A 15,264-nucleotide genomic window follows, 5' to 3' on the forward strand; every position below is an offset into this window, starting at 1 on the left:
CCATGAGCAAGATCCTTATCCGCGGCGCGAAGGTCCTCGGCGGCGAACCCCAGGACGTCCTCATCGACGGCGAGACCATCGCCGCGGTCGGTACCGGGCTCGACGTCGGCGACGCCACCGTGATCGAGGCGGCGGGCCAGGTCCTGCTGCCCGGCCTGGTCGACCTCCACACCCACCTGCGCGAGCCCGGCCGCGAGGACTCCGAGACCGTCCTGACCGGCACCAAGGCCGCCGCGGTCGGCGGCTTCACGGCCGTCCACGCCATGGCCAACACCTTCCCGGTCGCCGACACCGCCGGAGTCGTCGAGCAGGTCTGGCGGCTCGGCAAGGAGTCCGGCTACTGCGACGTGCAGCCCATCGGCGCCGTCACCGTCGGCCTGGAGGGCAAGCAGCTCGCCGAACTCGGCGCCATGCACGATTCGGCCGCCGGAGTGAAGGTCTTCTCCGACGACGGCAAGTGCGTCGACGACGCGGTGATCATGCGCCGCGCCCTGGAGTACGTGAAGGCGTTCGACGGCGTCGTCGCCCAGCACGCCCAGGAGCCCCGCCTCACCGAGGGCGCCCAGATGAACGAGGGCATCGTCTCGGCCGAGCTCGGCCTCGGCGGCTGGCCCGCCGTCGCCGAGGAGTCGATCATCGCGCGTGACGTGCTGCTCGCCGCGCACGTCGGCTCCCGGGTGCACATCTGCCACCTGTCGACCGCCGGCTCCGTCGAGATCGTCCGCTGGGCCAAGTCCAAGGGCTGGAACGTCACCGCCGAGGTCACCCCGCACCACCTGCTCCTCACCGACGAGCTCGTCCGGTCCTACAACCCGGTCTACAAGGTGAACCCGCCGCTGCGCACCGAGGCCGACGTCATGGCCCTGCGCGAGGCGCTGGCCGACGGCACCATCGACTGCGTCGCCACCGACCACGCCCCGCACCCGCACGAGGACAAGGACTGCGAGTGGGCCGCGGCCGCCATGGGCATGGTGGGCCTGGAGACCGCGCTCTCCGTCGTCCAGCAGACGATGGTGGACACCGGTCTGATCGACTGGGCCGGCGTCGCCGACCGCATGTCCTTCCGCCCCGCCGCCATCGGCCGCCTCGACGGACACGGCCGTCCCGTCTCGGAGGGCGAGCCCGCCAACCTCACCCTGGTCGATCCGGCATACCGTGGAGTCGTGGACCCCGCGGGCTTCGCCTCCCGCAGCCGCAACACCCCCTACGAGGGGCGCGAGCTGCCGGGCCGAGTGACCCACACCTTCCTGCGGGGCCGTGCCACGGTCGTCGACGGGAAACTCGCGTGACAACACTCAGCCCCACCCAACAGCTCTACCGACTGGCCGCCGAGCAGAAGTCGGCGGAGGTCACCGACTGGTCCGCCCGCATCAGCTGGGTCGTCGGACTGGCCGTCCTCATCGCCTTCGTCTACTGGCTCATGCGTCAGGGATGGAAGTGGCGCGGCAGCCTCCAGTCCGGTCTCCGTGACCTCGCGAGCACCCCGGACGGTTTCGCGGACGGCGAGAAGCTGCTCACGCTGACCGGGCGCTACCACGCCTCGACGACGGCCGGGCAGTGGCTCGACCGCATCGTCGCCCACGGTCTCGGCACCCGCAGCCGCGTCGAGCTCACCCTCACCGAGCAGGGCCTCGACGTCGTACGGCCCGGCGCGACGGACTTCTTCGTCCCCGCCGCCGACCTGCGCGAAGCCCGGACCGACAAGGCCCTGGCGGGCAAGGTCCTGCCCGAGGGCGGCCTGCTGGTCATCACCTGGGCGCTCGGCGACCAGCTGATCGACTCCGGCTTCCGCTCCGACCACTCGGCCGAGCACGCCGCCTGGGTCGACGCCGTCAACGGGCTCACCACCACTCATCTCACCAGCACTACGGAAGGCACCGCACGATGACGATCTCCACCCGGGGAGCCGCCAAAGCTCCCGCCGTACTCGTCCTGGAGGACGGCCGCGCCTTCCGCGGCCGCGCCTACGGGGCTGTGGGGGAGACCTTCGGTGAGGCGGTGTTCTCCACCGGCATGACCGGCTACCAGGAGACGCTGACCGACCCCTCGTACCACCGCCAGGTCGTCGTGATGACCGCCCCGCACGTCGGGAACACCGGTGTGAACGACGAGGACCCCGAGTCGAAGCAGATCTGGGTGGCCGGCTACGTCGTCCGCGACCCCGCCCGGGTGCCCTCCAACTGGCGCTCGCAGCGTTCGCTCGACGAGGAGCTGGCGAACCAGGGCGTCGTCGGCATCAGCGGCATCGACACCCGCGCCCTCACCCGCCACCTGCGCGAGCGCGGCGCGATGCGCGTCGGCATCTTCTCCGGCAACGCGCTCGCCGACGAGGGCATGCTGCTCGCCAAGGTGCGCCAGGCCCCCGAGATGAACGGCGCCGACCTCTCCGCCGAGGTCGCCACCAAGGAGACCTACGTCGTCCCCGCGATCGGCACCAAGAAGTTCACCGTCGCCGCGATCGACCTCGGCATCAAGGGCATGACCCCGCACCGGATGGCCGAACGCGGCATCGAGGTGCACGTCCTGCCCGCCACCGCCACCCTGGAGGAGGTGTACGCGGTCCAGCCCGACGGAGTCTTCTTCTCCAACGGTCCCGGCGACCCGTCCACCGCCGACCACCCCGTCTCCGTCATGCAGGGCGTCCTGGAGCGGAAGACCCCGCTCTTCGGCATCTGCTTCGGCAACCAGATCCTGGGCCGCGCGCTCGGCTTCGGCACGTACAAGCTGAAGTACGGCCACCGTGGCATCAACCAGCCCGTGCAGGACCGCTCGACCGGCAAGGTCGAGGTCACCGCGCACAACCACGGCTTCGCCGTCGACGCCCCGCTGGACAAGGTCTCCGACACCGCCTACGGGCGCGCCGAGGTCTCCCACGTCTGCCTGAACGACCAGGTCGTCGAGGGCCTCCAGCTCCTCGACCGGCCGGCCTTCAGCGTCCAGTACCACCCCGAAGCAGCTGCCGGCCCGCACGACGCCGCGTACCTCTTCGACCGCTTCGTTTCCCTGATGGAGGGCCAGCGTGCCTAAGCGCTCCGATATCCAGTCCGTCCTGGTCATCGGCTCCGGTCCGATCGTCATCGGCCAGGCCGCCGAGTTCGACTACTCCGGCACCCAGGCCTGCCGCGTCCTCAAGGCCGAGGGCCTGCGCGTCATCCTGGTGAACTCCAACCCGGCGACGATCATGACCGACCCGGAGATCGCCGACGCCACGTACGTCGAGCCGATCACTCCCGAGTTCGTCGAGAAGATCATCGCCAAGGAGCGCCCCGACGCGCTGCTGCCGACCCTGGGCGGCCAGACCGCGCTCAACACCGCGATCTCCATGCACGAGAACGGTGTCCTGGAGAAGTACGGCGTCGAGCTCATCGGCGCCAACGTCGAGGCCATCAACAAGGGCGAGGACCGCGAGCTCTTCAAGGGCGTCGTCGAGGCCGTCAAGGCGAAGATCGGCTACGGCGAGTCCGCCCGGTCCGTCATCTGCCACTCGATGGACGACATCATGAAGGGCGTCGACACCCTCGGCGGCTACCCCGTCGTCGTCCGCCCCTCCTTCACCATGGGCGGCGCCGGCTCCGGCTTCGCCCACGACGAGGAGGAGCTGCGCCGCATCGCCGGACAGGGCCTCACGCTCTCCCCGACGACCGAGGTGCTCCTGGAGGAGTCCATCCTCGGCTGGAAGGAGTACGAGCTGGAGCTGATGCGCGACAAGAACGACAACGTCGTGGTCGTCTGCTCCATCGAGAACTTCGACCCGATGGGCGTCCACACGGGTGACTCGATCACCGTCGCCCCGGCGATGACGCTCACCGACCGCGAGTACCAGCGGCTGCGCGACATCGGCATCGCGATCATCCGCGAGGTCGGCGTCGACACCGGCGGCTGCAACATCCAGTTCGCCATCGACCCGGTCGACGGCCGGGTCATCGTGATCGAGATGAACCCGCGCGTCTCCCGCTCCTCGGCACTCGCCTCCAAGGCCACCGGCTTCCCGATCGCCAAGATCGCCGCCAAGCTGGCCGTCGGCTACACGCTCGACGAGATCCCCAACGACATCACCGAGAAGACGCCGGCCTCCTTCGAGCCGACTCTCGACTACGTCGTGGTCAAGGCCCCGCGCTTCGCCTTCGAGAAGTTCCCCTCCGCCGACTCCACCCTCACCACCACCATGAAGTCGGTGGGCGAGGCCATGGCGATCGGCCGGAACTTCACCGAGGCGCTGCAGAAGGCGCTGCGCTCCCTGGAGAAGAAGGGCTCGCAGTTCGTCTTCACCGGCGAGCCCGGCGACAAGGCGGAGCTGCTGGCCGAGGCGGTCCGCCCGACAGACGGCCGGATCAACACCGTCATGCAGGCGATCCGGGCCGGCGCCACCCAGGAGGAGGTCTTCGAGTTCACGAAGATCGACCCCTGGTTCGTCGACCAGCTCTTCCTCATCAAGGAGATCGCCGACGAGCTGGCCGCCGCCGACAAGCTCGTCCCCGAACTGCTGGCCGACGCCAAGCGGCACGGCTTCTCCGACGCCCAGATCGCCGACATCCGCGACCTGCGCGAGGACGTCGTCCGCGAGGTGCGCCACGCGCTCGGCATCCGCCCGGTCTACAAGACGGTCGACACCTGCGCCGCCGAGTTCGCCGCGAAGACGCCGTACTTCTACTCCTCCTACGACGAGGAGAGCGAGGTCGCGTCCCGCACCAAGCCCGCGGTGATCATCCTCGGCTCCGGCCCCAACCGCATCGGCCAGGGCATCGAGTTCGACTACTCCTGCGTCCACGCCTCCTTCGCTCTGAGCGACGCCGGCTACGAGACCGTGATGGTCAACTGCAACCCCGAGACGGTCTCCACGGACTACGACACCTCCGACCGCCTGTACTTCGAGCCGCTGACGCTCGAGGACGTGCTGGAGATCGTGCACGCCGAGTCCCTGGCGGGACCGATCGCGGGTGTCATCGTCCAGCTCGGCGGCCAGACCCCGCTGGGCCTCGCGCAGGCGCTCAAGGACAACGGCGTGCCCGTCGTCGGCACCTCCCCGGAGGCGATCCACGCCGCCGAGGACCGCGGCGCCTTCGGCCGCGTGCTCGCCGAGGCCGGTCTCCCGGCCCCGAAGCACGGCACCGCGACCACCTTCGCCGAGGCCAAGGCCATCGCCGACGAGATCGGCTACCCCGTCCTCGTACGCCCCTCGTACGTGCTCGGCGGCCGCGGCATGGAGATCGTGTACGACGAGACCCGGCTCTCCTCGTACATCGCCGAGTCCACCGAGATCAGCCCCACCCGGCCGGTCCTGGTCGACCGCTTCCTCGACGACGCGATCGAGATCGACGTCGATGCGCTCTACGACGGCACCGAGCTCTACCTCGGCGGCGTCATGGAGCACATCGAGGAGGCCGGCATCCACTCCGGCGACTCCGCCTGCGCCCTGCCCCCGATCACGCTCGGCGGCTACGACATCAAGCGGCTGCGCGCCTCCACCGAGGGCATCGCCAAGGGCGTCGGCGTCCGCGGACTGATCAACATCCAGTTCGCGCTCTCCGGCGACATCCTCTACGTCCTCGAAGCCAACCCGCGCGCCTCCCGCACCGTCCCCTTCACCTCGAAGGCGACCGCGGTACCGCTCGCGAAGGCCGCCGCCCGCATCTCGCTGGGCGCGACCGTCGCGGAGCTGCGCGAGGAGGGCCTGCTGCCCAGGCACGGCGACGGCGGCACCCTGCCGCTGGACGCGCCGATCTCCGTCAAGGAGGCCGTCATGCCGTGGTCGCGCTTCCGCGACGTCCACGGGCGCGGCGTCGACACCGTCCTCGGCCCGGAGATGCGCTCCACCGGTGAGGTCATGGGCATCGACTCGGTCTTCGGCACGGCGTACGCCAAGTCGCAGGCCGGCGCCTACGGCCCGCTGCCCACCAAGGGCCGCGCCTTCATCTCGGTCGCCAACCGCGACAAGCGCACGATGATCTTCCCGGCCCGCGAGCTGGTCGCCCACGGCTTCGAGCTGATGGCCACCTCCGGCACCGCCGAGGTCCTCAAGCGCAACGGCATCAACGCCACGGTCGTGCGCAAGCTGTCCGAGGGCGAGGGCCCGAACGGCGAGAAGACGATCGTCCAGCTGATCCACGACGGCGAGGTCGACCTCATCGTGAACACGCCGTACGGGACCGGCGGCCGGCTCGACGGCTACGAGATCCGCACCGCGGCCGTCGCCCGGTCCGTGCCGTGCCTCACCACGGTCCAGGCGCTCGCCGCGGCCGTCCAGGGCATCGACGCCCTCAACCACGGAGACGTGGGCGTCCGGTCGCTCCAGGAACACGCGGAACATCTGACCGCGGCACGCGACTAGAAGCCAGCAGGGGGACACCGGAAACGGTGTCCCCCTCTTCATGAGGACACCGTGATGTACAAACTCTTCTTCCAGCTGGTCTTCAAGCGCATGGACCCGGAGCAGGCCCACTACCTGGCCTTCCGCTGGATCCGCCTCGCCGCCCGCACCCCCGTTCTGCGCACCTTCGTCGCGGCGGCGCTCGCTCCCCGCTTCAAGGAGCTGCGCACCGAGGCCCTCGGCCTGCGGATGCACGGCCCCTTCGGCCTCGCCGCGGGCTTCGACAAGAACGCCATCGCGATCGACGGCATGGCGATGCTCGGCTTCGACCATGTCGAGATCGGCACCGTGACCGGCGAGCCGCAGCCCGGGAACCCCAAGAAGCGGCTCTTCCGCCTCGTCGCGGACCGCGCGCTGATCAACCGCATGGGCTTCAACAACGAGGGCTCCGCAGCCGTGGCGGACCGGCTGGCCGCCCGCAACCCGGTCTTCCGGACCACCGTCGGCGTCAACATCGGCAAGACCAAGGTCGTCCCCGAGGCCGACGCCGCCGCCGACTACGTGAAGTCCACCGAGCGGCTCGCTGCGCACGCCGACTACCTCGTCGTCAACGTCTCCTCGCCCAACACGCCCGGGCTGCGCAACCTCCAGGCCACCGAGTCGCTGCGCCCGCTGCTGACCGCCGTCCGCGAGGCGGCCGACCGTACCGTCACCGCGCGCCGGGTCCCGCTGCTCGTCAAGATCGCCCCCGACCTCGCGGACGAGGACGTCGACGCCGTCGCCGACCTCGCCGTCGAACTGGGCCTGGACGGCATCATCGCCACCAACACCACCATCGCCCGTGAGGGCCTGGGGCTGAAGTCCCCGGCCACTCTGGTCAAGGAGACCGGCGGGCTGTCCGGAGCGCCCCTCAAGGAACGCTCCCTGGAGGTCCTGGGGCGCCTGTACGCGCGTGTGGGGACCCGGATCACCCTGGTCGGCGTCGGAGGCATCGAGAACGCCGAGGACGCCTGGCAGCGCATCCTCGCCGGCGCCACGCTCGTCCAGGGCTACAGCGCCTTCATCTACGAGGGCCCGTTCTACGCCCGCGCGATCCACAAGGGCCTGGCCGCGCGCCTGGCCGCCTCCCCGTACGCCACCCTCGCCGACGCGGTCGGCGCGGAAACCAGGAAGGCCGCGAAATGACCCAGGAACCCTTCGGCGCACGCCTGCGCCATGCCATGGACACCCGCGGACAGCTCTGCGTCGGCATCGACCCGCACGCTTCCCTGCTGAGCTCCTGGGGGCTCGGCGACGACGTCGCGGGCCTGGAGCGCTTCACCCGTACGGTCGTCGAGGCGCTGGCAGACCGGGTCGCCGTGCTCAAGCCGCAGTCCGCGTTCTTCGAGCGGTTCGGCTCGCGTGGCGTCGCCGTCCTGGAGAAGGCCGTCGAGGAGGCCAGGGCGGCCGGCGCGCTGGTCCTGATGGACGCCAAGCGCGGGGACATCGGCTCCACCATGGGCGCCTACGCCGCGACCTACCTGGACAAGGACTCGCCGCTCTACTCCGACGCGGTGACCGTCTCGCCGTACCTCGGCTTCGGTTCGCTGCGGCCCGCGCTCGACGCGGCCGCAGTCTCCGGCTCGGGCGTCTTCGTGCTCGCCCTGACCTCCAACCCGGAGGGCGCCGAGGTGCAGCGCGCCACCGCCGCCGACGGCCGTTCCCTCGCCCAGGTGATGCTCGACCACATGGCCGCCGAGAACCAGGGCGTCACCCCGCTCGGCTCGGTCGGCGCGGTGGTCGGTGCGACGCTCGGGGACGCGCGGGCGGATCTCGCGATCAACGGCCCGCTGCTCGCGCCCGGCATCGGCGCCCAGGGCGCCACGCCCGCGGATCTGCCGGGTGTCTTCGGCGACGCGGTCCGCAATGTGGTGCCCAGCGTGAGCCGGGGCGTGCTGCGCCACGGCCCGGACGTGTCAGGGCTGCGCGAAGCCGCCGAACGGTTCGTGGACGAGGTCCGCGCGGCCGTCTCGGACGGCTGACACTGTCACGTAACAGCCTGTTGACGGAATCCTGACCAAAAATCTCGGTACTTATGCCAGGAATGTCCCGGTCGGCTGAGGCTGACCAGGACTTTTCGTTCGTTCTCGCTGACTCCGGCGGCCCTGGCCGCTAGTCTCCGTCGAGAGCCAACGAGCACAGGTTGTTCGCGGCTCACCAGGTGAGGGGCGTTTCCGTTGCCTCACCGGTCCGTATCCGACAGATCGACATCCGAGGTGACGTAGGCGTGGCTCTTCCGCCCCTTACCCCTGAACAGCGCGCAGCCGCGCTCGAAAAGGCCGCCGCGGCTCGCCGGGAGCGGGCCGAGGTCAAGAATCGACTCAAGCACTCCGGCGCCTCCCTCCACGAGGTCATCAAGTCGGGCCAGGAGAACGACGTCATCGGCAAGATGAAGGTCTCCGCCCTGCTGGAGTCCCTGCCCGGCGTGGGCAAGGTCCGCGCCAAGCAGATCATGGAGCGGCTCGGCATCTCCGAGAGCCGCCGGGTCCGGGGTCTCGGCTCCAACCAGATCGCATCCCTGGAGCGTGAGTTCGGCGGCAGTCCCGCCTGACGGTCTCAGGCACTCCTGAGAACCGGGATAATCGCTCCATGGTTGCAACATCCCGGGGGACGTCCCCCGTACCCCCGGACGTACGTCCGCGGCTGACCGTGCTCTCCGGCCCCTCGGGGGTCGGCAAGAGCACGGTCGTCGCGCATATGCGCAAGGTCCACCCCGAGGTATGGCTCTCGGTGTCGGCGACGACCCGCAAGCCCCGCCCCGGCGAACGCAACGGCGTCCACTACTTCTTCGTGGACAACGAGGAGTTCGACAAGCTCATCGCCAACGGCGAGCTGCTGGAGTGGGCCGAATTCGCCGGCAACCGCTACGGCACGCCCCGGCGCGCCGTGCAGGAGCGGCTGGAGGCCGGTGAGCCGGTGCTGCTGGAGATCGACCTCCAGGGCGCCCGGCTGGTCGGCCAGTCCATGGCCGACGCCCAGCTGGTCTTCCTCGCCCCGCCGAGCTGGGACGAACTGGTGCGCCGGCTCACCGGCCGGGGCACCGAGGCACCCGAGGTGATCGAGCGGCGTCTCGGTGCGGCGAAGGTCGAACTGGCCGCCGAATCCGAGTTCGATACGACGCTTGTCAACACCTCCGTCGAGGATGTCGCACGTGAGCTGCTAGCCTTGATGCTGGAGGCTTCCGGCCACCGTGCCGGCGGCGAATGAGCACCATGACCGCACCGACACGGGGGAACCGGCCACACAGCCCCTGAGTGTCAAAGATTTCTTTGATCTTCACCCCCTTCGGAAGGCAGAGAGTGTCCTCTTCCATCACCACGCCCGAGGGCATCATCAACCCGCCGATTGATGAGCTCCTCGAAGCAACCGACTCGAAGTACAGCCTCGTGATCTACGCCGCCAAGCGCGCGCGCCAGATCAACGCGTACTACTCGCAGCTCGGTGAGGGACTCCTCGAGTACGTCGGTCCGCTCGTCGACACCCACGTCCACGAGAAGCCGCTCTCGATCGCGCTCCGCGAGATCAACGCGGGCCTGCTCACCTCCGAGGCCATCGAGGGCCCCGCGCAGTAAGCAGGAAACGCACCTTCACCACAGGCCCGGCGGTCGTGACCGCCGGGCCTGTGGTGTGTCCCGGGCCGACGGACCCGCGCGGGCGGCGGTGAGGCAGCATGGGGGTGTACGGAGCGCGTACGTATCCGAGTGCGGGGAGACGCAGTGGACAAGCCGAAGGTCGTCCTGGGGGTCAGCGGCGGCATCGCCGCGTACAAGGCGTGCGAGCTGCTGCGCCGGCTGACCGAGTCGGGACACGACGTACGGGTCGTCCCGACCGAGTCGTCGCTCCACTTCGTGGGCGCCGCCACATGGTCGGCGCTCTCCGGCCACCCGGTCTCCACCGAGGTCTGGAACGACGTCCACGAGGTCCCGCACGTGCGGATCGGACAGCACGCCGACCTCGTCGTCGTCGCCCCCGCCACCGCCGACATGCTCGCCAAGGCGGCCCACGGCCTCGCCGACGACCTGCTCACCAACACGCTGCTCACCGCCCGCTGTCCGGTCGTCTTCGCGCCCGCCATGCACACCGAGATGTGGGAGCACCCGGCCACCCAGGAGAACGTCGCCACCCTGCGGCGCCGGGGCGCCGTCGTCATCGAGCCCGCCGTCGGGCGCCTCACCGGAGTCGACACCGGCAAGGGCCGGCTGCCGGACCCGGCGGAGATCTTCGAGGTCTGCCGCCGCGTACTGGCCCGTGGCCCCGTCGCCCCCGACCTCACCGGCCGGCACGTCGTGATCAGCGCGGGCGGCACCCGTGAGCCGCTCGACCCGGTCCGCTACCTCGGCAACCGCTCCTCCGGCAAGCAGGGCTACGCGCTCGCCCGCACGGCCGTCGCCCGCGGCGCCCGGGTCACGCTCATCGAGGCCAACACCGGACTGCCCGATCCGTCCGGCGCCGACCTCGTCCGGGTGGGCACCGCGGTGCAGCTGCGCGAGGCCGTACTGAAGGCGGCGGCGGACGCCGACGTCGTGGTGATGGCGGCGGCGGTCGCCGACTTCCGCCCGGCCGAGTACGTGACGGGGAAGATCAAGAAGAAGGACGGCCAGGAACCGGCCCCCCTCACCCTCGTCCGCAATCCCGACATCCTCGCCGAGGTGGCGGGCGACCGCGCCACGCCGGGGCAGATCGTCGTCGGATTCGCCGCCGAGACCGACGACGTCCTCGCCAACGGCCGGGTCAAGCTCCGCCGCAAGGGCTGCGACCTGCTGGTCGTGAACGAGGTGGGGGAGCGCAAGACCTTCGGCTCCGAGGAGAACGAAGCGGTCGTGCTCGGGGCCGACGGGAGCGAGACCCCGGTGCCTTACGGACCCAAGGAAGCGCTTGCCGACACGGTCTGGGACCTCGTGGCGGCGCGTCTCGGGTGAATTTCGCGTGTCGTCGGCCCGCGCGGCCGGACCCTCCGACGCGGGCACGAACGGTGCCGGGCGCGGCCTTTGGGGGCTTCCGGGCGCCGGTGCGGCATGTCACAGATCCGCCAAAGGGCGAGACACGTTGTCCGTCAGCCGGAGCCGACCGATAAACTGGTCCAGGTTCGTACCGGGCGCAGCTCCCGGGCCGTCCGCCAAATGATCAGCCAGCAGCCGCTGCAACCCCAGGGAGCGATGTGTCCCGCCGTCTCTTCACCTCGGAGTCCGTCACCGAGGGTCACCCCGACAAGATCGCTGACCAGATCAGCGACACCATTCTCGATGCACTCCTCCGTGAGGACCCGACGTCGCGTGTCGCCGTCGAGACCTTGATCACCACAGGTCTGGTGCACGTCGCGGGTGAGGTCACGACCAAGGCCTACGCCCCGATCGCCCAGCTGGTGCGCGACAAGATCCTGGAGATCGGCTACGACTCCTCGAAGAAGGGCTTCGACGGCGCCTCGTGCGGCGTCTCGGTGTCCATCGGCGCGCAGTCTCCCGACATCGCGCAGGGCGTCGACACCGCGTACGAGAAGCGCGTCGAGGGCGACGAGGACGAACTCGACAAGCAGGGCGCCGGCGACCAGGGCCTCATGTTCGGCTACGCCTGCGACGAGACGCCCGAACTGATGCCGCTGCCGATCCACGTCGCGCACCGGCTGTCGCGCCGGCTGTCCGAGGTCCGCAAGAACGGGACCATCCCGTACCTGCGTCCCGACGGCAAGACCCAGGTCACCATCGAGTACGACGGCGACAAGGCCGTCCGTCTCGACACGGTCGTCGTCTCCTCGCAGCACGCGAGCGACATCGACCTCGACTCGCTGCTCGCTCCCGACATCCGCGAGTTCGTCGTCGAGCACGTCCTGAACCAGCTGATCGAGGACGGCATCAAGCTCGACACCGAGGGCTACCGCCTGCTGGTCAACCCGACCGGTCGTTTCGAGATCGGCGGCCCGATGGGCGACGCCGGCCTGACCGGCCGCAAGATCATCATCGACACCTACGGCGGCATGGCCCGCCACGGTGGCGGCGCCTTCTCCGGCAAGGACCCGTCGAAGGTCGACCGCTCCGCCGCGTACGCGATGCGCTGGGTCGCCAAGAACGTCGTCGCGGCGGGCCTCGCCGCCCGGTGCGAGGTGCAGGTCGCCTACGCGATCGGCAAGGCCGAGCCGGTCGGCCTCTTCGTCGAGACCTTCGGCACCGCCGCGGTCGAGACCGAGAAGATCGAGCACGCCATCGGCGAGGTCTTCGACCTCCGCCCGGCCGCGATCATCCGCGACCTCGACCTGCTGCGCCCGATCTACGCCCAGACCGCCGCGTACGGCCACTTCGGCCGGGAGCTCCCCGACTTCACGTGGGAGCGCACCGACCGCGTGGACGCGCTGCGCAAGGCCGCGGGCCTGTAGGTCCGCCGCCCCGTCCGTACGCCGGAGCCCGGATGCCGTCACGGTGTCCGGGCTCCGGCGCGTCCGGGTCCGGTCGTGGCCGGCCGGTGCGCCTGGCCCCGGGTGATCGGCAGCCCCGGCTGTCAGTGACGTCTGGTAGGAATTTGGCTGTGAGCAGCGACGACAAGCGGTCCGACGAGCCCGACGCCGGGGCACCGGAGCAGCTTGCGCTGATCCGGGAGACCGTGCGCCGGGCCGATGTGCCGCGGGCCAAACCGCGGACCTGGCGCGGCGCAGCGCTCGCCAAGGAGCTTCCCGTCGCCCGCGTCCTGGTCAACAAGGGGGCGCTCCACCTCGACCAGTACTTCGACTACGCCGTGCCCGAGGAGCTCGACGCCGAGGCGCAGCCCGGTGTGCGGGTGCGGGTGCGGTTCGGGGCCGGAGGACGCCAGGTCCGGGGAGGGCGCCGCGAAGGCGGCGGGCTCATCGACGGATTCCTGGTCGAGCGGCTGGCCGAGTCCGACTACAGCGGGGCGCTGGCCGCGCTGGCCTCCGTCGTCTCACCCGAACCGGTCCTCGGCCCGGAGCTGCTCGGGCTCGCGAGGGCCGTCGCCGACCGGTACGCGGGCAGCCTCGCGGACGTCCTCCAGCTGGCGGTGCCGCCCAGGAACGCCCGGGCCGAGGCCAAGCCGTCGCCGGAGCCGCTGCCCCCGCCCCCGCCCCCGGCGCCCGGCACCTGGCAGCGGTACGCGCAGGGTCCCGCCTTCCTGTCCGCGCTGACCGGCGGGGGAGCGCCCCGGGCGGTGTGGACCGCGCTCCCGGGACCGCACTGGCCCCAGGAGATCGCCGTCGCCGTCGCCGCGACCCTCGCCTCGGGGCGGGGCGCCCTGGTCGTCGTCCCCGACGGGCGGACCGCGGGCCGGGTCGACGCGGCCCTGACCGGCCTGCTCGGCGAGGGCCGCCACGCCACGCTGACGGCCGGTTCGGGGCCCGAGAAGCGCTACCGGGAATGGCTCGCCGTGAGCCGTGGATCCGTCCGGGCGGTCGTCGGGACCCGGGCGGCCATGTTCGCGCCCGTCGCCGATCTCGGCCTGGTCGCGATCTGGGACGACGGGGACTCCAGCCACAGCGATGACAACGCCCCCTTCCCGCACGTCCGTGAGGTCCTGGAGCTGCGGGCCGCGCACGGCCGGTGCGCCTTCCTCCTCGGCGGCACGAGCTGCACCGTGGAGGCCGCGCAACTGGTCGAGACCGGCTGGGCGCTGCCGCTGCGGGCGGACCGGGAACAGCTGCGGACCGCGGCGCCCCTGGTCCGGACCGTCGGCGACGGCGAACTCGCGCGGGACGGCGCGGCCCGGGCCGCCCGGCTGCCGAGCCTCGCCTGGCAGACCGTGCGCGACGGACTGCGCACAGGACCGGTGCTGGTCCAGGTGCCGCGCCGGGGCTACGCACCCCGGCTGGCCTGCGAGCGCTGCCGGGAGCCCGCCCGGTGCCGCCACTGCGCCGGGCCGCTGGAGGCGCCCGACCAGCAGGACCTGAACTGCGCCTGGTGCGGGCGGGCCGAGACGTCCTGGCACTGCGTCGCCTGCGGCGGCCGCGGGCTGCGGGCACAGATCGTCGGCGCCCGCCGGACGGCGGAGGAGCTCGGCCGGGCCTTTCCCGCGGTGCCGGTCCGGACATCCGGCCGCGACCACATCCTGGAGTCCGTGCCCGGCCAGCCCGCGCTGGTGGTCAGCACCCCGGGTGCCGAGCCGGTGGCCGAGGGCGGGTACGCGGCGGCGCTGCTGCTGGACGGCTGGGCGATGGTCGGCCGCCCCGACCTGCGGGCCGGTGAGGAGGCCCTGCGCCGCTGGACGGCCGCGGCCGCGCTGGTCCGGGGGCAGCCGGAGGGCGGCACCGTGGTGATCGTCGCCGAGCCGACGCTGCGGCCCGTGCAGGCGCTGGTCCGCTGGGACCCGGTCGGACACGCCCGGCGCGAGCTCGCCGAACGGGCCGAGCTGGGCTTTCCGCCGGTGTCCCGGATGGCGTCGGTGACCGGCACGGCCGAGGCGCTCGCGGCCTTCCTCGCGGCCGCGGAGCTGCCGACGGACGCCCAGGTGCTCGGCCCCGTGCCGGTCCCCGGCGGTCGGCCCGGACGGCCCCGCAGACCCTCCGAGGCGCCCGTCGGCGAGGCCTGGGAGCGGGCCCTGATCCGGGTGCCGCCGGGCAGCGGGGCGGCGCTGGCGGCCGCCCTCAAGACGGCGCAGGCCGCGCGCCTGTCCCGCGGCGGCGGAGCCTCGGGCGCGGTGCGGATCCGGGTGGACCCGCCGGATATCGGGTGACGTTGCGGGGCCGTTGGGTGGGCGGCAGTGGGGGTCCAGGGGCTCGGGGGCCTTTGCTGCTGCCCCCGGTCCGGCGCTGAGGGTTCCGTCCTCAAGCGCCGGACGGGCTTGGTGTGGTGCGGGTCGCTCCGCAGGGCTGGGGGTGCGCCCATGCCTGTGGTGGGGGTCCGGGGCCCCTCCGGGGAGATCTCCTCGGACGCCGCACGTTCCGCCGGTACGCGAAGGACCCGGGTCGGTGTGCGTCGTCCTGC

12 protein-coding genes are annotated in these 15,264 nt (G+C 71.5%); all 12 read left to right on the forward strand.

Going from position 1 to position 15,264, the window contains the following annotated elements; translation table 11 throughout:
* The first annotated feature begins 2 nt into the window (after positions 1–2).
* The 12 genes from ACIQMX_RS27355 to ACIQMX_RS27410 all read left to right on the forward strand — a co-directional run bounded on the left by ACIQMX_RS27355 (position 3) and on the right by ACIQMX_RS27410 (position 15,013).
* Complete coding sequence (locus ACIQMX_RS27355) at positions 3–1,289, forward strand: dihydroorotase (RefSeq protein ID WP_402481892.1); 1,287 nt, start codon at positions 3–5, stop codon at positions 1,287–1,289.
* Positions 1,286–1,888, forward strand: coding sequence for a hypothetical protein (locus ACIQMX_RS27360; protein WP_363078047.1), 603 nt, complete (start codon positions 1,286–1,288; stop codon positions 1,886–1,888). Before ACIQMX_RS27355 ends, ACIQMX_RS27360 begins: the two co-directional genes overlap by 4 nt.
* A complete protein-coding gene (carA, locus tag ACIQMX_RS27365) occupies positions 1,885–3,027 on the forward strand; it encodes a glutamine-hydrolyzing carbamoyl-phosphate synthase small subunit (RefSeq protein ID WP_363078045.1) in 1,143 nt (380 codons plus the stop codon). The genes ACIQMX_RS27360 and carA overlap by 4 nt, the downstream gene beginning before the upstream one ends.
* Complete coding sequence (gene carB / locus ACIQMX_RS27370; RefSeq protein ID WP_363078043.1) at positions 3,020–6,328, forward strand: carbamoyl-phosphate synthase large subunit; 3,309 nt, start codon at positions 3,020–3,022, stop codon at positions 6,326–6,328. Before carA ends, carB begins: the two co-directional genes overlap by 8 nt.
* Positions 6,329–6,382: 54 nt before the next feature.
* Positions 6,383–7,492, forward strand: coding sequence for a quinone-dependent dihydroorotate dehydrogenase (locus tag ACIQMX_RS27375; protein WP_363078041.1), 1,110 nt, complete (start codon positions 6,383–6,385; stop codon positions 7,490–7,492).
* The gene (pyrF, locus tag ACIQMX_RS27380; RefSeq protein ID WP_363078039.1) at positions 7,489–8,328 is read left to right on the forward strand and encodes an orotidine-5'-phosphate decarboxylase; all 840 of its coding nucleotides are present in this window, start codon (positions 7,489–7,491) and stop codon (positions 8,326–8,328) included. The genes ACIQMX_RS27375 and pyrF overlap by 4 nt, the downstream gene beginning before the upstream one ends.
* Positions 8,329–8,573: 245 nt before the next feature.
* On the forward strand, positions 8,574–8,897 hold the full coding sequence (locus ACIQMX_RS27385) for an integration host factor (protein ID WP_024490957.1): 324 nt from the start codon (positions 8,574–8,576) through the stop codon (positions 8,895–8,897).
* Positions 8,898–8,935: 38 nt separating this feature from the next.
* Positions 8,936–9,553 (forward strand): guanylate kinase, encoded by a 618-nt coding sequence (gene gmk / locus ACIQMX_RS27390; RefSeq protein ID WP_402481899.1) that lies wholly within the window; start codon positions 8,936–8,938, stop codon positions 9,551–9,553.
* Between the two features lie 92 nt (positions 9,554–9,645).
* A complete protein-coding gene (gene rpoZ, locus ACIQMX_RS27395; protein WP_003970369.1) occupies positions 9,646–9,918 on the forward strand; it encodes a DNA-directed RNA polymerase subunit omega in 273 nt (90 codons plus the stop codon).
* Between the two features lie 144 nt (positions 9,919–10,062).
* Positions 10,063–11,265 (forward strand): bifunctional phosphopantothenoylcysteine decarboxylase/phosphopantothenate--cysteine ligase CoaBC, encoded by a 1,203-nt coding sequence (coaBC, locus tag ACIQMX_RS27400; protein ID WP_402481901.1) that lies wholly within the window; start codon positions 10,063–10,065, stop codon positions 11,263–11,265.
* Positions 11,266–11,504: 239 nt separating this feature from the next.
* Positions 11,505–12,713, forward strand: a complete 1,209-nt coding sequence (metK, locus tag ACIQMX_RS27405) for a methionine adenosyltransferase (protein ID WP_148016323.1) — start codon at positions 11,505–11,507, stop codon at positions 12,711–12,713.
* A gap of 149 nt (positions 12,714–12,862) precedes the next feature.
* Positions 12,863–15,013, forward strand: coding sequence for a primosomal protein N' (locus tag ACIQMX_RS27410; protein ID WP_402481904.1), 2,151 nt, complete (start codon positions 12,863–12,865; stop codon positions 15,011–15,013).
* The last annotated feature ends 251 nt before the right edge of the window (positions 15,014–15,264 follow it).

This window comes from Streptomyces sp. NPDC091416 (genome assembly GCF_044756845.1).
Classification (GTDB): Bacteria; Actinomycetota; Actinomycetes; order Streptomycetales; family Streptomycetaceae; genus Streptomyces.